Consider the following 23115-nt stretch of genomic DNA (forward strand, 5'->3'; position numbering starts at 1 on the left):
GGGGTCATTTGATGATCTTATTGCGCGGCCGGGTCCCGCTCCGGGTCACCGATCCGCTTGATTTCCCATTCTAGCTTTATGCCGCTGGTTTCGTAAACCTTTTTTCGCACCAGCTCACCCAGGGCTTCCAGATCCGTGGCACTCGCGCCACCCGCGTTGATCAGGAAATTGGCGTGTTTCTCGCTCATCTGCGCGCCACCCAGCCGCGCCCCGCGCATGCCGGCGTCCTCGATCAGCTTCCAGGCCTTGAGATCGTGGACATCGTCGGCCCGCCCGGTGCTGGAAAACCCCGCCGGGTTGCGGAAGGTCGACCCGGCGCTGCGCTCCCGCGTCGGCTGGGTTTCGTTGCGCCGGCGCAGCTGATCTTCCATCCGGGCGGTCAACATGGCCGGATCGCCCACCCCCCCCTGCAACGTCGCCTCGATCAGCACCATCCCTTCGGGCAACGCGCTCTGCCGGTAGGCGAAGCCCATATCTTCGGGCCCGAGCTCGACCAGCTCGCCCGCCCGCGTCACCGCCCGGGCGGAGACGAAGACATCGGCCACATAGGAGCCATAGCAACCCGCGTTCATCCGCAGCGCACCGCCGATGCTGCCCGGAATGGTGCGCAGGAACCCCAGGTCGACGCCCGCCTGCGCCGCCCGTTTCGCCACATGCGCATCGAGCGCCGCCGCCCCCGCCGTGACCCGGGCACCCTCGACCGAAATGCCGTTGAACCCGCGGCCCAGCCGGATCACCACCGCCTGCAGCCCGCCATCGCGCACGATCAGATTGGAGCCGACGCCGATCGGCATCACCGGAACGGCAGGATCCAGCGCCCGCAGAAACTCTGCCAGATCCTCCGGATCGGCGGGCTGGAACAGCACCGCCGCCGGGCCGCCGACCCGCAGCCAGGTCAGTTCGGACAGCGGTTTCTCGTGGCTCAGCCGGCCACGCACCTGAGGCAAATCATCGAATGTCATGCCCCTCTGCTAGCGCCCCTCCCGCCGGGGAACAAGCCGTCAGCCCGCGGGCCGGCGGTTTTTCGGCGCCCGTCCCCGCGCAGGTCCGCCCGGCTCAAAGCCGGCGCCGACGACCCCGGCGCAGCCGCCGGATCAGGAAATAGACCGGCCAGCGCAGCACCGAGATGCCGGCCAGCAGCAGCACCAGCCCGACCCAGGGCCCCATCTGCCAGGTCACATAGCCCAGCAGCGGGATGCCGGTGGCGATCAGCCCATAGGCCAGCCGCCAGTGGTTGTCGCGCGACGGCCGCATTGCCAGCAGGTTGGCCAGCACCGCCCAGAGACAGACAAGGATCAGCGACAGGCTCATCGGCGCGGCCCTCGCAACCGCCGCAGCAGATAGCCGAGCGGGCGGCGGAACATCGACAGCAGCGCCAGTATCGCCAGCGCCGCCGCGATCCAGCCATGACGCAGCCCCAGATAGCCGATCACGACGGGCGCCGACATCAGCAGCGCCAGCCCGGGCAACATCTGCAGCCGCATCGGCAGCATCGCCACCGCGCTGGCCGCCACCGCCCAGAGCGCGGCCAGGACCACCGCCGGACTCACTGCGCCCCCGCGAACGCGTCGGCCAGCGAACTGGCCAGCGCCACCGCCGAGGCCAGAAGCCCCAGAACCGGCACCCACCGCGGCACCCGGAACGGCGCCTGCGGCACCCGGCGTTGCTGCAGGATCAGCGCCAGGTTCACCAGCACGAAGACCGCCAGCAGGATCGAGGAGGTGAGACCGGCCAGCGTGGTGAAGGGAACGAAGACCGACGACAGCGTCACCGCCGCACCGATCAGCAGCGTCGCCCGCACCGGCGTGCCCAGCCGCGGATGGGCCCGATGGAACACCGCCAGCGCGGCGGTGCGCCGGCCCAGCCCGAACAGCACCCGGCTGGCCATCACGATCTGCGCCAGCACCCCGTTCAGCGCCGCGAAGACCGCGATCGCCGCCAGGAAGTGACCGTCGCCATGCCCCGCCGCACGCCAGACCAGCACCAGCGGGCTGCCGCTGCCGGCCAGATCCGCCACCGGCACCGCCCGCAGGGCAGCGAGCGTCACCGCCGCATAGAGGACCGAGGTGATCGCCAGGGAGATCAGGATGGCCCGCGGCAGGGTGCGCTCAGGCCGCTCGACTTCCTCGGCCATGTTGACGATATCCTCGAAACCGATGAAGGCGAAGAAGGCGAGCACCGCGGCGCCACCGACACCGGCCAGCGCGATGGGGGCGGGGTCGAGGAAATCGGCGCTGGCCGGGGCGACGCTGCCGGCCCAGATCACCGCCACCAGCCCGGCGACCTCGATCACCGTGAAGATCGCCGCCAGCGCCAGGCTTTCCAGCACGCCGAAGACCGCCACCGCAGTCAGCGCCAGGCCCAACCCGATGATCGCCGGCACCGCGCCGACCGGCAGCACCTGGGTCAGATACCCGACGCCGCCACGCAGCACCGCCCCGGCCGAGACGGTGCCGGCGGCGACGATGGCCAGCCCCACCAGCACCGCCAGCAGCTGACTGCGCAACCCCTGCCCGACATAGGCGGCCTCCCCCGCCGCTTCCGGCAGGCGGGTGGAGAATTCGGCATAGCTCAGCGCGGTGGGCGCGGCGATCAGCCCGGCCAGCAGGAAGGAGAGCGGCGCCCAGATCCCGGCCTCGGCCGCCACCGCGCCGACCAGCACATAGATGCCGGCGCCGATCATCACCCCCACGCCATAGGCCGTCAGCAGGCCCAGCCCGATCCGGCGTTTGAGGGGCTCTGACATCGGTTACCCTTTCAGACGCTCCGGCAGGCGGTTGGCCCAGGCGCTGATGGTACCGGCGCCGAGGCAGACGACCATATCGCCGGGCCGGGCCTCGGCGCGCACCAGTTCGGTCAGCGCCTCCTCCGAGGTGACGGCAAGCGCGTGGCGGTGGCCGTGGCGGATCAGACCGGCGACCAGATCGTCGCGGCTGGCACCGGGGATCGGGTCTTCGCCGGCGGCATAGACTTCGGAGATGCCGACCACATCGGCCTCGTTGAAGCAGCCGCAGAAATCGTCGAACAGCGAATGCAGCCGGGTGTAGCGGTGCGGCTGATGCACCGCGATGACACGGCCCGACGTGGCCTGACGCGCCGCCTTGAGCACGGCGGCAATCTCAACCGGGTGATGGCCGTAATCGTCGATGATGGTGACCCCGTCGACCTCGCCCACCTTGGTGAAGCGGCGGTTGACGCCGCCGAACTTGGCCAGCGCGGCGCGGATTTCCTCAAGCTTCATGCCCAGGTGCCGTGCCACCGAGACCGCCGCCAGCGCGTTGGAGACATTGTGATCGCCCGGCATCGGCAGGGTGCAGCCCTCGATCCGGCCACCCTCGGCCTGCAGCAGGATGTCGAAATGCGCCACGCCGCCCTGATAATGCAGGTTCACCGCGCGGACATCGGCCTGGGCGTTGAAACCATAGGTGCTGACCCGCCGGTCGGTGATGCGCCCGACCAGCGCCTGCACCTCGGGATGATCGGTGCAGCAGACCGCCAGCCCGTAGAAGGGGATGTTCGAGACGAACTGGAAGAAGCCGTCGCGCAGCCGGTCGAAATCGCCCCAATGCTCCATATGCTCGGGGTCGATATTGGTGACCACGGCGATGGTGGCGGGCAGCCGGTTGAAGGTGCCGTCACTCTCGTCGGCCTCGACCACCATCCATTCGCCCTGCCCCATCCGCGCGTTGGAACCATAGGCATGGATGATACCGCCGTTGACCACGGTGGGATCGAAGCCGCCGGCGACCATCATCTCCGCCATCAGGGTGGTGGTGGTGGTCTTGCCATGGGTGCCGGCGATGGCGACGTTGGATTTCAGCCGCATCAGCTCAGCCAGCATCTCGGCCCGGCGCACCACCGGCAGGCCGCGCCGGCGCGCCTCGTCCAGCTCCGGGTTGCCGGGCTTGATCGCCGAGGAGATCACCACCACCGCCGCGCCTTCGAGATTCTCGGCCCGCTGGCCTTCGAAGATCTCGGCACCCAGCCCGGCCAGGCGGTCGGTGATCTTCGAGGTCTTCAGGTCCGACCCCTGCACCCGGTAGCCGTGGTTCAGCAGCACCTCGGCAATGCCGGACATGCCGATACCGCCGATGCCGACGAAATGGATCGGGCCGACATCTCCGGGCAGTTTGGTGGCGGGGGTCATGAATTATCCTTCTTCGGCAAGATGTTCGACCAGGCCGACCAGACGGTCGGTGGCATCCGGAATGCCCACGGCCAGCGCCGCGTGGGCCATTTGCACGGCGCCATCGGAATGGCCCAGCACGGTCGCGATCTGGGTGGCGAGCACGACCTCGTCCAGCCGGCTTTCCGGGATCAGGATGGCGGCGCCGGCATCGACCAGCCCGCGCGCGTTGGCGGTCTGATGATCGCCGGCGGCGGCGGCAAAGGGGATCAGGATCGCCGGCCGACCAATCACCGTCAGATCGGCGATGGTCGAGGCGCCGGCGCGGCTGATCACCAGCTGCGCCTCGCTCATCCGGGCGGGCACGTCGTTGAAGAAGGTCTTCACCTCCGCCGCGATCCCGGCCTCGGCATAAAAGGCGGTGACGCGCTCCATATCCTCGGCGCGGGCCTGATGACTGACGCGGATATGTCGGCGCAGCCCCTCAGGCAGCGCCGCCACGGCGCCCGGCACCGCATCCGACAGGATGCGCGCGCCCTGGCTGCCGCCCAGGACCAGGATCGACATCGGGTAATCGCCCGGCGGGATATAGGCCGCACCGGCGCGTTCGGCGATGGCCCGGCGCACCGGATTGCCGACGTGTTCGGCCGGCACCCCCTCGGGCAGATCGGTGGGCCAGGTGCCGCAGGCGACGCCCGCGACGCGCTTGGCAAAGACCTGGTTGACCCGCCCCAGCACGCCGTTTTGTTCGTGGATCATCCGCGGCAGCTTCAGCAGCGTCGCCGCCCCCAGCGCCGGGATCGACGGATAGCCGCCGAACCCCACCACCGCATCGGGCCGGTCGCGCCGCATCTGCATCGCCATGCTGAGAACCCCGGCCGCGATCTTCGGCGCCACCAGCGCCTTGGCCAGAATCCCGCCGCGGGCAAAGGTGGCGCTGGAGACCTGGGTGATCTCGGTCGTATGCGGGAAGCCGCCGGTATAGCGGGCGCCGCGCGCATCGGTCGACAGCTTGACCCGCCAGCCGCGGCGCAGCATCGCCTCTGCCAGCGCCTGGGCCGGGAACATATGGCCACCGGTGCCGCCGGCGGCGATCATCAGCAGCTTTTGTGACATGGGCCTATCCCTGAAAATTCCGTCTGGTGCGCAGCGCAATGGCGCAAATCGTCCGGCGCCGCCAGCCCATCAGCCGCGTCCGCGCAGGATGTCGCCGATTTCACCCTGCGGCCGGGTCCGGGTCAGCGCCAGCAGCATGCCCAGCGACACCCCCGCCGCGATCAGCGACGAGCCGCCATAGCTGACGAAGGGCAGTGTCATGCCCTTGGCCGGCAGCAGCCGCACCGCCACCCCCATGTTGATCAGCGCCTGTACCCCGAAGATACAGGCCAGCCCGGTGCCCGCCAGCCGGATGAAGGGATCGCGTTCCCGCATCAGCCGCAGCAGCGAGCGCACCACCACCGACGCATAGAGCGCGATGATGATCATCACCAGGATCAGCCCGTATTCCTCGGCCGCCACGGCGATGATGAAATCGGTATGGGCGTCGGGCAGCGACCATTTCACCTGCCCCTCGCCGACACCAACGCCGAACAGACCGCCTTCGCGGATGGCGTTGGTGGCATAGCCCAGCTGCGTGGTCGGATCGAGCTCGGGGTTCAGGAACCCGTCGATCCGCCGCGCGAAGTGTTCAGAGCTGGAATAGGCGATGGTGCCGCCCAGCACCACGACGCCGGCCATGCCCATCAGCAGCAGAAGCGGTGCGCCGGCGACGAAATACATCACCCCCCAGCCGAACAGCACCAGGCTGGCCTGACCGAAATCCGGCTGCATCACCAGCATGCCGACGATCACGGTGCACAGCCCCATCGACCAGAGTTTTCCCGGCGGGCCGTTGATCTCCTGACTGGAGGCCAGGAGCCAGGCGGACACGACGATGAAGACCGGCTTCATGAATTCCGACGGCTGCAGGCTGGCGAAGCCCAGCGAATACCAGCGCACCGCGCCCTTGCCGAAATCGGTGCCCAGAAACGGCAGCAGCGCCAGCGCCACGAAGGCGCCGATGAAGCCCAGGACCGACAGCCGCCGCACCAGCGTGGGCGACATCATCGAGGTCAGCAGCATCGCCAGCATCGCCATCGCCCCGAAGGCCGCCTGACGCTCGACATAGTGAAACGGCTGGAACCCGTTGCGCGCAGCCAGGGGTGGCGAGGCGGCCAGCCCCAGCAGCAACCCGATCACCGACAGGATCAGCACACAGGACAGCGACCATTTGTCGACCGTCCGCCACCATTTCGGGAGAATAGGCTCACCCCGTTGCGCGGGAACCGCGCCATAGACCATCTCGGTCATGGAAATCCTGCCCTATGCTACTGCTCTAATCTGCCTGTCGCGCCCGGTTTTCCGGATCTGCGCCCCAACTCTAGCCGGAAAACCGCCTTCGCGCCAGTGCGATCCTCTTGCCAAAGCAGCGGATCCACGCCAAGCGGCGGGGATGGAGTATCGGACGATCATTCTGGGCGCCGGCGCCGCCGGCATGATGTGCGCGGCCCATGCCGGGCCGGACACGCTGGTCATCGACCATGCCCGCGCGCCGGGCGAGAAAATCCGCATCTCCGGCGGCGGGCGGTGCAATTTCACCAACCTCTACGCTGAGCCCGGCAACTACCTGTCGCAGAACCCGCATTTCTGCAAATCGGCGCTCGCCCGTTATACCCAATGGGATTTCATCGACCTGATCGGCCGCCATGGCATCGCCTGGCACGAAAAGACGCTGGGGCAGCTTTTCTGCGACGACAAGGCCACCCAGATCGTCGAGATGCTGCGGGCCGAGATGACCCGCGCCAGCGCCACGCTCTGGCTGTCGACGCAGCTCATCGCGCTCTCCCATGGGGAGAGCGGCTTTTCGCTGGAGCTGGAGCGGGAGGGCACGCGGATCGCCGTCACCTGCCGCAATCTGGTGCTGGCGACCGGGGGCAAGTCGATCCCCAAGATGGGGGCCACGGGCCTTGCCTATGACATCGCGCGCCAGTTCGGGCTGGCAGTGACCGAGACGCGCCCCGCCCTGGTGCCCCTCACCTTTACCGACGGCCGCTTTGCGCCGCTCTCGGGCACCGCCCTGCCCGCCCGGCTGTCGAACGCGCGCGCCAGCTTCGACGAGGCGCTTTTGTTCACCCACCGCGGATTGTCGGGTCCGGCGGTGCTGCAGCTCTCCTCCTATTGGCGCGAGGGCGAGGAGATTGCGGTCAACCTGATCCCCGAGCTGCCGCTCTACGACCTCCTGCGCGCGCAACGCCAAAGCTCGGGCCGCAAGGCGCTGAGCACGGAACTGGCGCGCCACCTGCCGGCCAAGCTGGTCGATCACCTGGGCCTCATGCTGGGGATCACCGGCAATCTCGCCGATCAATCCGACGCCGCGCTCGCCACCCTATGCGCGCAATTGTCCGACTGGCGCCTGACGCCCGCCGGCACCGAAGGTTATCGCACCGCCGAGGTCACGCTGGGCGGCATCGACACCGACGGGCTGTCGTCGAAGACGATGGAGGCGAAAACGCTCCCCGGTCTTTATGCGATCGGCGAGGCGGTGGATGTGACCGGCTGGCTTGGCGGGTATAACTTCCAATGGGCCTGGTCATCGGCGGTGGCGGCAGGACAGGCGATTGTGGCGCGGGGGTGAGAGAGCGCAGTGATGTTGGCGCAAGGGGAACGGGCGGCATTGGCCCACAGCAGTCACTCGTGATTTGCGCGGCGTACGTCTGCTGCGAGCCCATTGCTGCCGGTCGCGAATAATCTAAGGTATCGGCCGAACTTGTGAATTCGGAATGCAGCTTGATGTCGCGAACTCTGGGCCCAATACTCAATCCCGCGTCAGCAGAGGCCTTGGCCATCACGCTGGGTCGCAACGCCTTTCTGCGCGAAGTGCTCTTGGCCGCTTTGCTGTCGCTGTCGCTACCGATGGTCAGCCTGGCTGGTGTCTACTTCTATCTGCAGGGCGGCGATGTGAATCTGATTGGACTCTTTGTCAGTGTGATCACTATTTCCGCGCTGACTGCCATTCCCTTGATTTTCTATGCTTCGCTAAGGCTCAACGCCGCTACCCTCGCCCGGGAGAGGGCCTATTCAGGCGCGCCTGAGCAATTGATACACAAACCATTAGAGGGGCCTCTCCTGCTACGGCGCTCCATGGTCGCGGGCTCGGTCAAATCGCGTATCCTCGCAATGTTGCCGGGGTGCATCGGTTTTGGCTTGGAGTTCGCACTCATGTATTATCTAACGAGCGGAAGCGGGTTCTTTTTTCTCCATGCTCTGACTGGTGCGATGCTCATCATTCAAGCGAGCATCGCTGCAAATCTCCTTCGGTGAGCGGCAGCTTCGTCCGCATAGCAGACCTTCGGGCTCAGCACGGCGAGCGCCAGCTCTCCGCCCGCTCCCCTTTACCCCGCCAGCCGCGCCGTGACCTCGGCGACGAAATCCTCGCCGCGGCGCTCGAAGCTGTCGTATTGGTCGAAGCTTGCCGCCGCCGGGGCCAGAAGGACGGTGTCGCCCGCCTCGGCCTCTGCCATCGCGCGCTCGACCGCGCGGGCCATGGTGGTGCAGATCTCCGCCTCCACATTCAGCTGCATGGCGAAATTCGCCGCCTCCCGGCCGATGACATAGGCCTTGGCCACCGATCCGGTCGCGGGCAGCAGTGGGGCGAGGCCGCCTTCCTTCTCCAGCCCGCCGCAGATCCAGCGGATGCGGGCGAAGGCCCCCAGCGCCTTGGCGGCGCTGTCGACATTGGTGGCCTTGGAATCGTTCACGTAGGTCACCCCGCCGGCCTCGGCGATCACCTGGCTGCGGTGCGGCAGGCCGGGATAGGAGTGCAGCGCCTCTTCGATGACCCTCGGCGCCAGCCCCAGGCTGCGTGCCACCGCATAGGCGGCACAGGCGTTCTGGTGATTATGCGCCCCCGGCAGCCCCTTGACGGCGCGCAGGTCGATCGAGCCCACCTGCCGGCCCTTGCGGTATTCCGACAGGTACCCCTTGCGGGCGAAAACCTGCCAGCCCGGCCCGGTCAGCTTCTGCGCCACCGAGACGCGGATGACCCGGTCGTCCGCCGGCCCCTCGGCCAGTTGACCGGCCAGGAACAGCCCCTCGTCCTCATCCACGCCGATCACCGCCCGATCAGGACCGCCCTCGGCGAACAGCCGTCGCTTGGCGGCGAAATACCCCCCCAGGCCGGCATGCCGGTCCAGATGGTCGGGCGACAGGTTGGTGAAGACCGCCACATCCGGCGTCAGCGCCCGCGCCAGATCGGTCTGATAGCTGGACAGCTCCAGCACCACCACGCCGCCCTCTCCCGGCGGGTCGAGATCCAGAACCCCGCGGCCGATGTTGCCGGCCAGTTGCGACGGCCGGCCCGCCTCGGTCAGGATGTGATGGATCAGGGCGGAGGTGGTGGACTTCCCGTTCGATCCGGTCACCGCCACCACCCGCGGCGGGCTGTCATAGCGATGCCACGCCGGCGTCGCCAGCGAGCGGAAGAACAGCCCGATGTCGTTGTCCACCGGCACCCCCGCCTGCAGCGCCGCATGCACCACCGGATTGGGCCGCGGGTAAAGATGCGGGATGCCCGGCGATACGATCAGCGCCGCCAGCCCCTCGAAGGCGCCCGGCCGGGACAGATCGGCACAGGCAAAGCCCTCGGCCTCGGCCCGACCCCGCGCCTCGGGGTTATCGTCCCAGCAGACCGGCTCGACGCCGCCGGCGCGCAGCGCCCGGGCCGCCGACAGCCCCGACCGGCCCAGCCCCAAAATAGCGAGCTTCGCCCCCTCATACCCACGCACCGGGATCATCGCCTGTCCTTTCGATTGCCCGACCGGATGCCCGGCCCCTGGCCACTGGCTAGCGCAGCCGCCCCGGGATGGAAAGCGCCGGCAACCGCCCGCGCCCCTCCTCCCCGCCGGGGACCTTCACCGCAGCCCGTAAACCGGGCGCGCGCCCAGCTCTTTTTCCGGCTCTTTTTCTGGCCTGAAATATCCCCGCCGGAGGCTCCCGCAGCTCACGCTTCGCGCACGCCTCACAGGACCGGGACCGTCCGGCCCCGCCTCAGCGCACCTTCAGCGTCGCCAGGCCGATCATCGCCAGGATCAGCGAGATGATCCAGAACCGGATCACGATGGTGGGCTCGGCCCAGCCCTTCTTCTCGTAATGATGATGGATCGGCGCCATCAGGAACACCCGCCGGCCGGTGCGCTTGAAATAAAGCACCTGGATGATCACGCTCAGCGCCTCGACCACGAAGAGCCCGCCGACCACGGCCAGCACCAGCTCGTGCTTGGTCGCCACCGCGATCGCCCCCAGCGCACCGCCCAGGGCCAGGCTGCCGGTATCGCCCATGAAGACCGCCGCCGGCGGCGCATTGTACCACAAGAACCCCAGCCCCGCGCCGAACAGCGCGGCGGTGAAGATCAACAGCTCCCCGGTGCCGGGCACGTAATGCACGTCGAGGTATTCGGTGAAGTCGATCCGCCCCACCGCATAGGCGATGATGCCCAGCGTGGTGGCAGCGATCATCACCGGCATGATCGCCAGCCCGTCGAGCCCGTCGGTCAGGTTCACCGCATTGGCGGCGCCGACGATGACGACGACGACGAAGGGCACGTAGAAATATCCCAGGTTGATCAGCGCGTTCTTGAACACCGGCAGCGCCAGCTGGTTCTGCAGATCGACCGGATGGCTCCACTCCGCCCAGAAGGCGGCGATCACCGCGATGGCGATCCCCAGCGCCAGCCGCAGCTTGCCCGGCACCCCCTTGGTGTTCTGTTTCGACACTTTGGCGTAGTCGTCCGCAAAGCCGATCAAGGCGAAGGACAGGGTGACGAAGAGCACCAGCCAGACGAAGGAATTGTCGAGCCGCGCCCAGAGCAGTGTCGTCGTCAGCAGCGCCCCGACGATCAGCAGCCCCCCCATGGTCGGCGTGCCGGCCTTGGACAGATGCGCCTCGGGGCCGTCGTCGCGGATCGGCTGGCCCTTGCCCTGCTTGCGCCGGAGCACGTTGATCAGCGGCCGGCCAAAGACGAAACCGAAGACCAGCGCGGTCAGGAAGGCGCCGCCGGCCCGAAAGGTAATATAGCGGAAGAGATTGAAGAAATCCCCGCCATCCGACAGCGCGGTCAGCCAATAAAGCATCTTAGCCGTTCCTATCCTTACGTCTTGTCACCCGGAAACGCGCCCCCTTGACCGATTCCCCGCAAGGCGTCAACGAGTTTCGCCAACCCCATGCTGAGCGATCCCTTGGCCAGGACCACGTCGCCCTTGCCCACCAGCCCGGGCAGTTTCACGGCCAGCTCGGCACTGGTTTCGCACCACAGGCCGCGCTGATGCGCCGGCAGGGCCTGATGCAGCGCCCGCATCAGCGGGCCGATGCAATGGACCGTGTCGATCTGCGCCATCGCCGGCAACGAGGCCAGCCCGGCATGCAGCGACGGGCCTTGCGGCCCCAGTTCCTTCATGTCGCCGAGACAGGCGATGCGGCGGCCCCGGCCCTCGGGCGCAACGCTGGCCAGCACCGCCAGCGCCGCCGCCATCGACACCGGATTGGCATTATAGGAATCGTCGAGCAGCGTCAGCGTCCCGTCGGGAAGCCCCAGGAGCTCGCGGGCGCCGCGGCCGCGATAGGGCGACCAGCGCGGCAGGCTGGCCACGACACCGGCCGGATCGGCGCCGAGCGCATCCGCCACCGCCAGCGCCCCCAGCGCGTTCATCGCGAAATGGCGCCCCGGCGTCGCCAGGGTGAAAGCCACCTCGCCCCGCGGGGTACGGGCCCGCACCCGGGTGGTGTCGCCGGTGACCTCCGCCGCCAGCAGATGATAATCCTCCGCCTCGACCCCGAACCCGAAGGCTGTTGCCCCCAGTTCGCGCGCGTGATCGAAGAGGATACCGGATTCGGCCAGGTCGGTGTTCAGCACCGCGATGCCGCACGGCTCCAGCCCGTCGAGGATCGCCGATTTCTCGCGGGCGATATCCTCGACGCTGTCGAAAGCCTCCAGATGCGCGGCGGCGACGGTGGTGATCATCGCCACATGCGGCCGCGCCAGCCGGGCCAGCGGCGCTATCTCTCCGGGGTGGTTCATGCCGATCTCGATCACCGCGAAGCGGGTCTCACGCGGCATCCGCGCCAGCGTCAGCGGCACGCCCCAGTGATTGTTGTAGCTGGCGACGCTGGCATGGGTCGGCCCCTGATCGGAGAGCACCCGCAACAGCATTTCCTTGGTCGAGGTCTTGCCGGCACTGCCGGTGATCGCCGCCACCCGCGCCCCGGTCCGGGCCCGGGCCGCCGCTCCCAGCGCCTCAAGCGCCTCCAGCACATCGGGCACGATCAGCAGCGGCGCATCGGCGGCGACATCATCGGGCAGCCGGCTGACCAGCGCCGCCGCCGCCCCGGCGGCCAGCGCCTGGGCGACGAAGTCATGGCCGTCGCGGGCCGCCTTCAGCGCCACGAAGAGATCGCCGGCCTCCAGCGTGCGGGTGTCGATGGACACCCCGGTGACCGACCAGTCGCCCTGAAGCCGCCCGCCGGTGGCGGCGGCTGCCTCTGCCCCGGTCCAGAGCGTCATACCCGGCGCCCGTCCAGCGCGGCGACCGCTACGCTGGCCTGTTCGGCATCATCGAAATGCAAGATGTCATCCCCCACGATCTGGCCTGTTTCATGCCCCTTGCCGGCGATCAGCAGCGCGTCGCCCGGCTCCAGCGCATCGACGCCGCGCAGGATCGCCTCGGCCCGGTCGCCGACCTCGATCGCCCCCGGGGCGCCCTCCAGCACGGCGGCGCGGATCAGCGCCGGTTCCTCGCTGCGCGGATTGTCGTCGGTGACGAAGACCACATCGGCATGTTCCGTCGCCGCCCGCCCCATCAGCGGCCGCTTGCCACGGTCGCGGTCGCCGCCGGCGCCGACGATGGCGATCAGCCGCCCCATCACATGCGGCCGCAGCGCCTTCAGCGCAGTGGCGATCGCATCGGGGGTATGGGCGAAATCGACAAAGACCGTCGCGCCGGAGGCACGGGTGGCGACCAGTTGCATGCGGCCGCGCACCGTGATCAGCTCCGGCAGGCTGCGGAACACCTGTTCCGGCTCCGCCCCGCAGGCGATCGCCAGACCGGCGGCAACCAAAACGTTCTGCGCCTGGAACCCGCCGATCAGATCGAGCCGGGTCTGATGCGTCCGGCCGCGCCAGGCGAAGCGCAGGTCCTGACCGCTGGCGTCGAAGCGCTGGCTCAGGAGTTGCAGATCGCCATCCTCCTGCCCCACGGTCAGCACCGCCTGGCCGCGCGCGGCGGCGATGGCGCGCATCTCCGGGCCGCGCGGATCGTCGAGATTGATTACCGCGGTTCCCTCGGGCGGCAGCACCCGACGAAAGAGCCCGGCCTTGGCCGCGAAATAGGCCTCGAAGCTCTCATGATAATCCAGGTGGTCCTGGGTGAAATTGGTGAAACCCGCCGCCATCAGGTCGACGCCATCGAGCCGACGCTGCTCCAGCCCGTGCGAGGAGGCCTCCATCGCCGCATGGGTCACCCCATGGGCGGCGGCCTCCGCCAGCACCCGGTGCAGGGTGATGGGTTCCGGCGTGGTGTGATGCAGCGGCGCGGTCCAGGCGCCTTCGACCCCGGTGGTGCCGAGGTTGATCGCCGGATGCCCCAGCGCGGTCCAGATCTGGCGCAGGAAGGTGGCGACGGAGGTCTTGCCATTGGTGCCGGTCACCGCCGCCATCACCCGCGGCTGGGCACCGAACCAGAGCGCGGCGGCACAGGCCAGCGCCTGGCGCGGGTCCTCGACCACCACCAGCGCACCCTCGAACCCAGCCAGCTCCGTTTCAGCCAGCGCGGCACCGGTGCTGTCGGTCAGGATCGCCGCCGCACCCATGCGCAGGGCGTAGGGAATGAACTCCCCCCCATGGACACGAGTGCCCGGAAGCGCGGCGAAGAGATAGCCGGGCTTGACCTCGCGGCTGTCCACGGCGAGCCCCGCGATCATCGGATCGCGGCCGCCGCGCGCGGTCAGAGCCAGCTGGCTGAGCGGTTTTTCCGGTGTGCCCATGATGCCCCTCACCCAGTTTTCCTAGACTCAATTCGACGACGTCAGGGTTATAGCAGCGCGCCTCTGCGGATCAACGTCGGGCCGGAGCCCCAGCAGCGGCGCCACCCGGCGGATCATCTCGGCCGCCACCGGCACGGCGGTCCAGCCGGCGGTGCGGCGATCTTCCTTCAGCGCATGGATCTGCGGCTCGTCCAGAGTGAGGATCAGCACGTATTTCGGATCATTTGTCGGGAACATGGAGGCGAAGGTGGCGATCACCTTATTATCATAGTAGCCGCCCTGCGGTTTCGGCTTGTCCGCTGTGCCGGTCTTGCCGCCCACCGAATAGCCCTCGACATCGCCGAAGCTGGCGGTGCCCTCGGTCACCACCGCGCGCAGCATCTGGCGGGCTTCCTTGGCGGCTTCGGCCGACATCACCCGCGGCCCATACTGCGGCCCCTTGCGCTTCAGCACCGTGGGGCTGACGTAATGCCCGCCGTTGGCGATGGTGGCATAGGCGGCAGCCAGGTGCATCGGACTGGCGGACAGCCCATGGCCATAGGAGATCGTCACCGTGCTGAGATCGGTCCAGCGTTTCGGGATCAGCGGCTGGGCGCCGCGCGCCTCGACGATCTCGAATGGGGTGGGATCGAACATGCCGAGCGCCCCGAGAAAAGCCTTTTGCCGCTCGGAACCGATTTCCAGCGCGATCCGCCCGGTGCCCCGGTTGGAACTGTGGACGATCACGTCCTTGACGCTGAGCTTGCCATAGTTCTTGCCGTGAAATTCACCGATCGGATAGCCGCCGACCTTCATCGGTCCGGAGGTGTCGATGATCGTCTCCGGCGACACCAGCCCGAGGTCGAGCGCCTGGGCGGCGGCGAAGATCTTGAAGGTGGAGCCGAGTTCATAGACCCCCTGCACCGCGCGATTGAACAGCGGGCTATCGCTGGGATCGCCGGTCAGCAGCGGCCGCGGCCGGTCGTTGGGATCGAAATCCGGCAGGCTGACGACCGAGAGCACCTCGCCCGTATGGACATCCATCAGGATCGAGGAGGCGCCCTTGGCATTCATCAGCCGCATTCCGCCGGCCAGCACCTGCTCCGATGCCGCCTGCACTGTCAGGTCGAGCGACAGGGTCAGCGGGGTGGAGCCGTTGGCGGGATCGCGCAGGTAGTCGTCGAACTGCTTTTCGATGCCCGCGACGCCGATCACCTCGGCGGCATTCACGCCTTCCTTGCCGAATCCGGCGCCGCCCAGAACATGGGCCGCCAGCCGGCCATTGGGATAAAGCCGCATCTCGCGCGGCCCGAACAGCAGGCCGGGATCGCCCAGATCGTGCACCGCCTGTTGCTGTTCCGGGCTGATCCGCTTCTTGATCCAGACGAATTTGCGCTTGCCGGTGAAATCCTTGATCATCCGGGCCTCGTCCAGATCGGGGAAGATCTGTTTCAAGCCCTGGGCCGCGGCGATCGGATCGACCATCTGCGGCGGCTGCGCATAAAGCGAGTGGGTTTCGAAGTTGGTCGCCAGGATGCGGCCTTCGCGATCGACGATATCGGCGCGCTGCATCGCGATGGCCGCGCCCGGGGCGCTCGCCACCGGCTCCGCCGGCTCCGACGTCGACATCAACGCCATGCGGCCACCGACCACGACGAAGGCGCAGAGAAAGAACAGCCCCAGTACCAGCAGACGGCCCTCGGCCCGTACCCGAGCGCGGTCCTGCATCTCGGCATGGCGGCGGCGGATGTTCTCGCGTTCGATGGCGTCGGGGTTTTCACCCTTCTCGCGGGCGGGCAGGATACGGGCCAGCGGGCGCAGCGGGGTACGGATCACGGGTTGCCCTCCCCGTCGGCGGCCATGGTCGAGACATCGACCGAATTGGTGATCGGCAGCAGCGGGTCCTGCGCCGGCGGGAAACTGACCTCATCAATGCGGCCGAACTGATCCGGCCGCAGCGGCAACAGCCCCAGACGGTCGAAATTGATCTGCGACAGTTCCGACAGCCGTTCGGGCCGGTTGAGATAGGCCCATTCGGCCCTCAGCACCCCGAGCCGCAGCTGCGCATCGCCGATCTGGCGCTGCAGCCCGCGGGTTTCCTTCAGGACCTGCTGGGTGGCGTAATTCTCACGATACGCCCAGAAGGCCAGGCCGAAGACCACAAGCGCGGCCAGAACATAGGCAATGCCCTTCATCGTCCCTTCTCCTTCAACAGCGGCATGCCGATCCGCCGGGGATCGACACTGCCGGCAGCGGCCTCAGTCCGCACCGCGACCCTGAGCCGGGCAGAGCGGGCGCGCGGGTTCTCGGCCAGCTCCTCTTCGTCCGGCGCGATCGCCTTGCGGGATTTCAGGATGAACTGCGGATCGGGCATCTCCTGCTCGGGGGCATAGCGGTTGGCCCGCCCGCCGGTGCCGGCGCGATCCTGGAAAAAGCGTTTCACCATCCGATCCTCGATCGAATGGAAGGTGACCACCGCAAGTTGCCCGCCGGGCTTCAGCGCCCGTTCCGCCGCCATCAACCCGCGAAACAGCTCACCGAATTCGTCGTTCACTGCGATGCGCAGCGCCTGGAAACTGCGGGTGGCGGGATGCGATTGCCCCGGCTTGGACCGCGGCAGGCAGGATTCGATCACATGCGCCAGCTGCAGCGTGGTCTCGAACGGCGCCTTCTCGCGTTCCCGGACGATGGCGCGGGCGATGCGGCGGCTGGCGCGTTCCTCGCCATAGAGAAAGAGAATGTCAGCCAGATCGGATTCGTCGGCGGTATTGACCAGATCGGCGGCCGAGGGACCCTGCTGCGACATGCGCATGTCGAGGGGGCCATCCTTCATGAAGGAGAAGCCACGCTCCGCCTGATCGAGCTGCATGGAGGAAACCCCGAGATCGAGCACCACGCCATCGAGGTCCTTCGCATACTCGTCCATGCGGGAAAACACGCCCTGCTGCAGCACCAGCCTGTCGCCATAGTCCCCGGCCCACTCCGCCGCCATCTCGAAGGCCAGCGGATCGCGGTCGACACCGATCACCTTGTCGGCCCCGGCCTCAAGCAGCCCGCGACTGTAGCCGCCGGCGCCAAAGGTTCCGTCCAGCCAGACACCTTCGACCGGCGCCACCGCCTTGAGCAGCGCACGCAGAAGAACCGGAACATGGGGACGGTCGGACCTCGGGGCGGGCGCATCTGCCGTCATCGGTCAGCCCCCGTCCCGTTCCGCGAGCACCATGTCCAGCGCATCGAGCGCACTGGTGCCTTCCGGCAGGTCGAAGCCCAGATCCTCTTCGTCCTCCTCGGCCAGATAGTCCTCGTAAGTGTCCGGGTTCCAGATCTGGAAGGTACCGGAGGTGCCGACGAAGAGCGCCTCCTTGTCCAGGCCGATCTTGTCGCGATAGCGCGCCGGTAGCACCAGCCGGCCATCCGGGTCGACCTCGGTATGATGCGAGCGGGTTGTGATGTTGCGGGTAAGCTTGCGTTTCAGCTTGGAGCTGGGCAGCCGGTCGATCTTGGCTTCGAGCTTGTCGATCTCGTCGATCGTATAGGCCTCGAGGTAGTCCTGATCCGCGTCGCCGTAGACCAGGACGAGCTGCGGGCGGAGGCCTTCGGTATAGTCGGGGTCCCCGGCTTCGAGCACACGGCGAAACAGGGCCGGGATCGACACCCTGCCCTTGCTATCCACCTTAAAGGTGTATTCGCCTCTGAACCGCCGGCTCACGCCATCTGTCCCTTTGCCCGTGCTCCCGGGTCTCTGTTTGCCTCCCCCCGGATGGAAAAACGGCGGGTTGATCTGCTGCCACTGATCAACCCGCCGCTCTGATCCCGCTGAGCGGGGTGTCCGACTGCGCGCGCCACCTGGGGGGATGTCTGCTCGCTCGCGCGCCGGATCTCTCTGGTCTGATGAAAGCGAAGTGCCTGTATGAAACCTGCTTTTTTATTTTGGTCGGAGGGCTGTGTTGGCGCCCGCCTTGTCTCGTTTTCATCCGATGAACAAGGGATGCCACGGGAATTCATGGAAAGCAACTGGAATTTGCGGGACAACCTGGACTCTTCCCGCCTCACGCCGCAGTGAAGCGCAAGACTCACGCGACCGGCAGAGAATCAGCATAGCCTCCCTAGCAGAATGGAAGAATCGGGACACAAGATGTAGCTTTTCGAGCACTGTCCCAACAAATCCCAGTACTTCCCGTAATTTTTTCACCGCCCCCGGATGAGCGAGTAAATGTTTCTTTTTTGTTCTCATTTTCACGCCGAATCACCTGCCGGTGAACCCGGTTTCCAGCTCACTCCCGTGATTTCCCATAAGTGATGACCATCATTTCCCGTTCAGTCCCGGCACGACGCAAACCGGCGCCAGCCAGACCGCGAGACCGCCCCTTCCAATAGAGACGTCTCCAATAGTGTCGCCAGACACGACCAGCCGAAAACCGAGTCACCGGCCTGGCCCGCCCGCTGCCGGACGAGCGCCTCACCAAGGGCTTCCCGCCGATCCGGCGAGAAATTCGCCCGGTCTCCAGCCTGCTGTTGCAGTTTTACCACGGGCCATTTTGCGCCCGCTCGAAGGGTGACGTTAGGACAGCAAATTCTCCCCGCCGAACCGAGCAAAACTCATGTCACCCAAAACGTCTGACGGTTCGAAGCGGTCGAAACCGGCAGTCAGCAAGATTTTTATCGTTATCTTAGGCAGTTATATCGTTAACCATCTGATCGCACGACGGCCGCGCCGCACGGCCCCGCCGGGACGCTCCGCCGCATTGACAATTTACACGCCAAACCCTGCGATCATAACCTTACGTCAGAAGTGCTGCCCATTTATTATGCAGGCAATCTATGCACTTGCTGCATGGCAGCATTGAAGCACCAGGCTATTGTGCAAACGCAGCATTTGCCTATTTTCAGTCTCAACACGGCGCCGCAACATGGTGCTGCACAGACGACGCTGACGAAGCAAGGTAACGATACAATGGCCGCTCTGACACATAGCGAAAACCGGGATGCCAGCCTTCTGGGCCGGATGAATGCCTGGGCCGCGGATGTCCGGTTGCGCGTTGAGCGCTTTCGGGTGTTCCGCCAGACCCTGAGTGAAATGGGCGCGCTGAACAACAAGGAACTGGCCGATCTCGGCCTGCACCGCTCCGAACTGCGCCGCGTGGCCTACCAAGCCTCCCGCGAAGTCTGCTGACGGGGCAACGAAGACACAACGGGTTCAGACCTTCATCTCCTCCTCCCTTGAGGGTCTGTTCTAAGCGGCGGCATCTCTCCTCCTCCCTGATGCCGCCGCACCAGATACCGGCCTGAGCCGGACAGAATACACCGGACGCTCTCCTCCTCCCTGCGTTCGGTGTTGGATCGGCCGGTGACGCTCTCCTCCTCCCTGCGTCACCGGCCACTCCAACCCTCGAAAGAGGGAAACGACATAACCGGATACACCGGGCGCTCTCCTCCTCCCTGCGCTCGGTGTTGGATCGGCCGGTGACGCTCTCCTCCTCCCTGCGTCACCGGCCACTCCAACCCCCGAAAGGGGAAACGACATAACCGGATACACCGGGCGCTCTCCTCCTCCCTGCGCTCGGTGTTGGATCGGCCGGTGACGCTCTCCTCCTCCCTGCGTCACCGGCCACTCCACCCCCGAAAGGGGAAACGACATAACCGGATACACCGGCGCTCTCCTCCTCCCTGCGCTTGGTGTTGCATGAGAACGGCGGCACCTCTCCTCCTCCCTGGTGCCGCCGTTTTCTTTTGCCCAAACCCTTTCTGGCCTCCCGGCCCGCCGGCCCTGTCACTCAGTGCCGGCGCCGTCCCCCGCCACCGCGCCGGGTCGGCGCAGAAGCCGGCACGGAAAGCTCCCGGGTCTGGCGCAGATAGCCACAGAACAGCGCCACAGGCCGTGAATTGCGCGCCAGCGGCGCAGCGCGCTGTTCCGCCACTTCGGCCGCGGCCGCTTCCGGGCACCCCTCCGGCAGGGTCATCACCCATTCCAGATAGCCCATGCGCGCGGCGACCTCCGGGTCGACCTCTTCGGGCAGGTCGCGCAGCGCCTGCAGAATTCCGGCCAGCATCATGGCTGCGCCCCCGAACCCGTCCTTGGGAAATTCATTCTGGTCATCGTCATCCTTTCTCCGCCGCGCCCCGCGCCGAATGGTCTGTGGGGGCAGCGAAGGATGACACATGCGGGGAAAAAAGACCGGCCCGCAGCGCCCCGACCGCCGCCCGCGATCTGGCATTGCTGCAAGGCTGGTTTCCGGACTTGGACGATGGGGCTGATCCGACCCTTCCCAAAGGCGCAGGCCTTCAGTGGTTTCGCCGGACGTTCGCGATCCTTACCGTTGCGGGGGCAGTGCCGGATTTTCACCGGCTTCCCAATTCTCCCCCCGAAGGGGGCACCTCACGGCCGGGAGGATGACAGGTTTCACCGCGAGGTCCATGGCAAATCGACCCGCTGCAACCATTTGCCCGAAGCCCCGGGGCGGGGGCCGGCATCAAGCCGGCACCGCGCAGAGGTCAGAACGGGATATCGTCGCTGGCGCTGATGAACCGCGCCACCACCTTCTTCGGACCAGCCTTTTCGAAATCGACCTCGAGCTTGTCGCCCTCGATCCCCGTGACGCTGCCATAGCCGAACTTCTGGTGAAACACCCGCTCCCCGATGGTGAAGCTGGAAACGGCAGTCAGGTCGATCACCGTGTTGCGGCTTTCCTTCGGCTGCGACACACCGCGTTCGCCGGCACGGGCCTGCATGCGTTTCCACCCCGGGGAGTTGTAGACATTCGCCTCTGCCACCCGGGTTTCGATGGTGCCGCGCACCGGTGCCGCGGCGGCACCATAGCCGCCACCATAGAGCCCCGGCGGTGTCAGCACATCCACGTGATCCTCAGGCAATTCATCGACGAAGCGCGACGGTAGCGCCGATTGCCACTGGCCGAACACCCGCCGGTTGGCGGCGAAGGAGATGGTGCAGACCTCCTCGGCCCGGGTGATGCCGACATAGGCGAGGCGGCGTTCCTCCTCCAACCCCTTGACGCCGCTTTCGTCCATGCTGCGCTGCGACGGGAACAGCCCGTCTTCCCAACCGGGCAGGAAGACCGCCGGGAACTCCAACCCCTTGGCGGCATGCAGCGTCATGATCGACACCTTCTGTTCGGAATCGGCCTGTTCGTTGTCCATGATCAGGCTGACATGCTCCAGGAACCCCTGCAGATTCTCGAAGTTCTCCAGCGCCTTGACCAGTTCCTTGAGGTTTTCCAGCCGGCCCGGCGCCTCCGGCGTCTTGTCGTTCTGCCACATGGTGGTGTAACCGCTCTCGTCCAGGACGATTTCGGCCAGCTCCATATGGGTCATGTCCTTGTCGCCAGCCATCCGGCCCCAGCGGCGCAGATCCTCGACCAGGGTGCGCAGCGCGGCACCGCCCTTGCCCTTGATCAGCCCATCCTCCACCGCGATCCGGGCGCCTTCCAGCAGGCTGACGCCATTGGCGCGCGCCGTGGTCTGGATGGTCTGCTGCGCCTTGTCGCCCAGCCCCCGTTTCGGCGTGTTGACGATGCGCTCAAACGCCAGATCGTCCTCCGGGCTGACCACCAGCCGGAAATAGGCCATGGCATCGCGGATCTCCATCCGCTCGTAAAAGCGGGGGCCGCCGATCACCCGATACGGCAGACCGATGGTCAGAAACCGATCCTCGAAGGCGCGCATCTGATGGCTGGCGCGGACCAGAATCGCGATTTCGTCCAGGTTGAAGGCACGCAGACCGCGGGTGCCGCGCTGCATCGCCTCGATCTCCTCGCCGATCCAGCGCGCTTCCTCTTCCCCGTCCCAATGGCCGATCAGGCGCAGCTTTTCGCCCTCTTCCGCCTGGGTCCAGAGCTCCTTTCCCAGACGCCCCTGATTGCCCCGGATGACGTTCGAAGCGGCGGCGAGGATATGCGGGGTCGAGCGGTAGTTCTGTTCCAGCCGCACCACATGGGCGCCGGGAAAATCCTTTTCGAACCGCAGGATATTGCCCACCTCGGCGCCGCGCCAGCCGTAGATCGACTGGTCGTCGTCGCCGACGCAGCAGATGTTCTTGTGCCCCCCGGCCAACAGCCGCAGCCACAGGTATTGGGCCACGTTGGTATCCTGATATTCGTCGACCAGGATATAGCGGAACCAGCGCTGATATTGCGCCAGAACGTCCGGATGGGTCTGAAAGATCACCACCATATGCAGCAGCAGATCGCCGAAATCGACGGCATTCAGCTGGCGCAGACGCTCCTGATACTGCGCATAAAGCTCCACCCCCCGGTGGTTATAGGCACCGGCATCGGCGGTGGGAATCTTGTCGGGCGTCAGCGCGCGGTTCTTCCAGCCATCGATCACCCCGGCCAATTGCCGGGCGGGCCAACGTTTGTCGTCGATGCCGGCGGCCTGAACCAGCTGTTTCAGCAGGCGAATCTGGTCGTCAGTGTCGAGGATGGTGAAGTTCGATTTCAGCCCCACCAGTTCGGCGTGACGGCGCAGCAGCTTGACGCAGATCGAATGGAAGGTGCCCAGCCAGGGCATGCCCTCGATCGCCTGGCCCAGCAGGCGACCGACCCGTTCCTTCATCTCGCGCGCCGCCTTGTTGGTGAAGGTGACCGAGAGGATTTCGTTCGGCCGGGCCCTGCCAGTGTTCAGCAGATGCACGATGCGGGCGGTCAGCGCCTTGGTCTTGCCGGTGCCGGCGCCGGCCAGCATCAAAACGGGGCCGTCGAGACATTCGACCGCCTCCCGCTGGGCGGGGTTCAGATCGTCGAGATAAGGCGCCGGCCGCGCCGCCATGGCCCGGGCCGACAGGGCGGCACCCTCGAAGGCATCAAGATCGTCGTAACTGCTCATAGGGGGAACTTAGCGCGGATCTCGGCGCAGTTAAAGATCCGTTCGCGGTCTGTTCCAGGGTGTTTTGCGAGGGGATGCGCCTGCCCCTCCCTCGACA

20 protein-coding genes and 1 riboswitch are annotated in these 23115 nt (G+C 66.8%); of the genes, 3 read left to right on the forward strand and 17 right to left on the reverse strand.

Annotated features, from left to right (window positions below; translation table 11 throughout):
• Positions 1-17 precede the first annotated feature (17 nt).
• From murB to ftsW, 7 genes are all read right to left on the reverse strand, one after another.
• Positions 18-962: a UDP-N-acetylmuramate dehydrogenase gene (gene murB, locus QO033_RS09830; protein WP_284480793.1), complete on the reverse strand. Its 945-nt coding sequence runs from the start codon at positions 960-962 to the stop codon at positions 18-20.
• 94 nt (positions 963-1056) lie between these two features.
• Positions 1057-1311, reverse strand: coding sequence for a DUF2484 family protein (locus QO033_RS09835; RefSeq protein ID WP_284480794.1), 255 nt, complete (start codon positions 1309-1311; stop codon positions 1057-1059).
• Complete coding sequence (locus QO033_RS09840; RefSeq protein ID WP_284480795.1) at positions 1308-1538, reverse strand: DUF2484 family protein; 231 nt, start codon at positions 1536-1538, stop codon at positions 1308-1310. The genes QO033_RS09835 and QO033_RS09840 overlap by 4 nt, the downstream gene beginning before the upstream one ends.
• 8 nt (positions 1539-1546) lie before the next feature.
• On the reverse strand, positions 1547-2746 hold the full coding sequence (locus QO033_RS09845) for an APC family permease (RefSeq protein ID WP_284480796.1): 1200 nt from the start codon (positions 2744-2746) through the stop codon (positions 1547-1549).
• Positions 2747-2749: 3 nt separating this feature from the next.
• The gene (murC, locus tag QO033_RS09850) at positions 2750-4147 is read right to left on the reverse strand and encodes a UDP-N-acetylmuramate--L-alanine ligase (RefSeq protein ID WP_284480797.1); all 1398 of its coding nucleotides are present in this window, start codon (positions 4145-4147) and stop codon (positions 2750-2752) included.
• 3 nt (positions 4148-4150) lie between these two features.
• Entirely contained in the window at positions 4151-5242 is a 1092-nt protein-coding gene (locus QO033_RS09855; RefSeq protein WP_284480798.1) for a UDP-N-acetylglucosamine--N-acetylmuramyl-(pentapeptide) pyrophosphoryl-undecaprenol N-acetylglucosamine transferase, read from the reverse strand.
• A gap of 69 nt (positions 5243-5311) precedes the next feature.
• Positions 5312-6475 (reverse strand): putative lipid II flippase FtsW, encoded by a 1164-nt coding sequence (ftsW, locus tag QO033_RS09860; protein ID WP_284480799.1) that lies wholly within the window; start codon positions 6473-6475, stop codon positions 5312-5314.
• 142 nt (positions 6476-6617) lie between these two features.
• On the opposite strand from ftsW, the gene QO033_RS09865 reads away from it, so the two are divergent.
• The gene (locus tag QO033_RS09865) at positions 6618-7799 is read left to right on the forward strand and encodes a BaiN/RdsA family NAD(P)/FAD-dependent oxidoreductase (protein WP_284480800.1); all 1182 of its coding nucleotides are present in this window, start codon (positions 6618-6620) and stop codon (positions 7797-7799) included.
• Positions 7800-8002: 203 nt separating this feature from the next.
• Positions 8003-8485 carry a hypothetical protein gene (locus QO033_RS09870; protein WP_284480801.1) on the forward strand — a complete coding sequence of 161 codons (483 nt, stop codon included), beginning with the start codon at positions 8003-8005 and terminating at the stop codon, positions 8483-8485.
• A gap of 71 nt (positions 8486-8556) precedes the next feature.
• Here QO033_RS09870 and murD read toward each other — a convergent pair whose 3' ends face one another.
• From murD to mraZ, 8 genes are all read right to left on the reverse strand, one after another.
• Positions 8557-9957 (reverse strand): UDP-N-acetylmuramoyl-L-alanine--D-glutamate ligase, encoded by a 1401-nt coding sequence (murD, locus tag QO033_RS09875; RefSeq protein ID WP_284480802.1) that lies wholly within the window; start codon positions 9955-9957, stop codon positions 8557-8559.
• A 253-nt stretch (positions 9958-10210) separates the two neighbouring features.
• Positions 10211-11293 (reverse strand): phospho-N-acetylmuramoyl-pentapeptide-transferase, encoded by a 1083-nt coding sequence (gene mraY, locus QO033_RS09880; RefSeq protein ID WP_284480803.1) that lies wholly within the window; start codon positions 11291-11293, stop codon positions 10211-10213.
• Between the two features lie 17 nt (positions 11294-11310).
• Entirely contained in the window at positions 11311-12720 is a 1410-nt protein-coding gene (locus QO033_RS09885) for a UDP-N-acetylmuramoyl-tripeptide--D-alanyl-D-alanine ligase (protein WP_284480804.1), read from the reverse strand.
• Positions 12717-14198, reverse strand: a complete 1482-nt coding sequence (locus QO033_RS09890) for a UDP-N-acetylmuramoyl-L-alanyl-D-glutamate--2,6-diaminopimelate ligase (RefSeq protein ID WP_284480805.1) — start codon at positions 14196-14198, stop codon at positions 12717-12719. Before QO033_RS09890 ends, QO033_RS09885 begins: the two co-directional genes overlap by 4 nt.
• A 27-nt stretch (positions 14199-14225) precedes the next feature.
• Entirely contained in the window at positions 14226-16013 is a 1788-nt protein-coding gene (locus QO033_RS09895) for a peptidoglycan D,D-transpeptidase FtsI family protein (RefSeq protein WP_284480806.1), read from the reverse strand.
• Positions 16010-16372 carry a cell division protein FtsL gene (ftsL, locus tag QO033_RS09900; RefSeq protein WP_284480807.1) on the reverse strand — a complete coding sequence of 121 codons (363 nt, stop codon included), beginning with the start codon at positions 16370-16372 and terminating at the stop codon, positions 16010-16012. Before ftsL ends, QO033_RS09895 begins: the two co-directional genes overlap by 4 nt.
• Positions 16369-17367 (reverse strand): 16S rRNA (cytosine(1402)-N(4))-methyltransferase RsmH, encoded by a 999-nt coding sequence (rsmH, locus tag QO033_RS09905; protein WP_284480808.1) that lies wholly within the window; start codon positions 17365-17367, stop codon positions 16369-16371. Before rsmH ends, ftsL begins: the two co-directional genes overlap by 4 nt.
• A 3-nt stretch (positions 17368-17370) precedes the next feature.
• Positions 17371-17886, reverse strand: coding sequence for a division/cell wall cluster transcriptional repressor MraZ (mraZ, locus tag QO033_RS09910; protein WP_284480809.1), 516 nt, complete (start codon positions 17884-17886; stop codon positions 17371-17373).
• 1125 nt (positions 17887-19011) lie between these two features.
• Here mraZ and QO033_RS25260 point away from each other — a divergent pair.
• On the forward strand, positions 19012-19350 hold the full coding sequence (locus QO033_RS25260) for a DUF1127 domain-containing protein (protein WP_321170045.1): 339 nt from the start codon (positions 19012-19014) through the stop codon (positions 19348-19350).
• Positions 19351-19951: 601 nt separating this feature from the next.
• On the opposite strand, the gene QO033_RS09920 is transcribed toward QO033_RS25260, so the two are convergent.
• Together QO033_RS09920 and QO033_RS09925 are read right to left on the reverse strand one after the other, a co-directional pair.
• Positions 19952-20230, reverse strand: coding sequence for a hypothetical protein (locus QO033_RS09920; RefSeq protein WP_284480810.1), 279 nt, complete (start codon positions 20228-20230; stop codon positions 19952-19954).
• Positions 20231-20383: 153 nt separating this feature from the next.
• Positions 20384-20571: riboswitch (cobalamin riboswitch) on the reverse strand.
• A gap of 98 nt (positions 20572-20669) precedes the next feature.
• Positions 20670-23018: an ATP-dependent helicase gene (locus tag QO033_RS09925; RefSeq protein WP_284480811.1), complete on the reverse strand. Its 2349-nt coding sequence runs from the start codon at positions 23016-23018 to the stop codon at positions 20670-20672.
• Between the last annotated feature and the right edge of the window lie 97 nt (positions 23019-23115).

This window comes from Pseudodonghicola flavimaris, assembly GCF_030164425.1.
GTDB classification, from domain to species: domain Bacteria; phylum Pseudomonadota; class Alphaproteobacteria; order Rhodobacterales; family Rhodobacteraceae; genus Pseudodonghicola; species Pseudodonghicola flavimaris.

Coding starts and splice junctions, on each gene's coding strand:
- QO033_RS09865 (WP_284480800.1), top strand. CDS start 6,618: ATGGAGTATCGGACGATCATTCTGGGCGCCGGCGCCGCCGGCATGATG.
- rsmH (WP_284480808.1), bottom strand. CDS start 17,367: ATGACGGCAGATGCGCCCGCCCCGAGGTCCGACCGTCCCCATGTTCCG.
- QO033_RS09855 (WP_284480798.1), bottom strand. CDS start 5,242: ATGTCACAAAAGCTGCTGATGATCGCCGCCGGCGGCACCGGTGGCCAT.
- QO033_RS09925 (WP_284480811.1), bottom strand. CDS start 23,018: ATGAGCAGTTACGACGATCTTGATGCCTTCGAGGGTGCCGCCCTGTCG.
- murC (WP_284480797.1), bottom strand. CDS start 4,147: ATGACCCCCGCCACCAAACTGCCCGGAGATGTCGGCCCGATCCATTTC.
- QO033_RS09890 (WP_284480805.1), bottom strand. CDS start 14,198: ATGGGCACACCGGAAAAACCGCTCAGCCAGCTGGCTCTGACCGCGCGC.
- mraY (WP_284480803.1), bottom strand. CDS start 11,293: ATGCTTTATTGGCTGACCGCGCTGTCGGATGGCGGGGATTTCTTCAAT.
- ftsW (WP_284480799.1), bottom strand. CDS start 6,475: ATGACCGAGATGGTCTATGGCGCGGTTCCCGCGCAACGGGGTGAGCCT.
- QO033_RS09885 (WP_284480804.1), bottom strand. CDS start 12,720: ATGACGCTCTGGACCGGGGCAGAGGCAGCCGCCGCCACCGGCGGGCGG.
- QO033_RS09845 (WP_284480796.1), bottom strand. CDS start 2,746: ATGTCAGAGCCCCTCAAACGCCGGATCGGGCTGGGCCTGCTGACGGCC.
- QO033_RS25260 (WP_321170045.1), top strand. CDS start 19,012: ATGGCAGCATTGAAGCACCAGGCTATTGTGCAAACGCAGCATTTGCCT.
- murD (WP_284480802.1), bottom strand. CDS start 9,957: ATGATCCCGGTGCGTGGGTATGAGGGGGCGAAGCTCGCTATTTTGGGG.
- QO033_RS09920 (WP_284480810.1), bottom strand. CDS start 20,230: ATGATGCTGGCCGGAATTCTGCAGGCGCTGCGCGACCTGCCCGAAGAG.
- QO033_RS09835 (WP_284480794.1), bottom strand. CDS start 1,311: ATGAGCCTGTCGCTGATCCTTGTCTGTCTCTGGGCGGTGCTGGCCAAC.
- ftsL (WP_284480807.1), bottom strand. CDS start 16,372: ATGAAGGGCATTGCCTATGTTCTGGCCGCGCTTGTGGTCTTCGGCCTG.
- murB (WP_284480793.1), bottom strand. CDS start 962: ATGACATTCGATGATTTGCCTCAGGTGCGTGGCCGGCTGAGCCACGAG.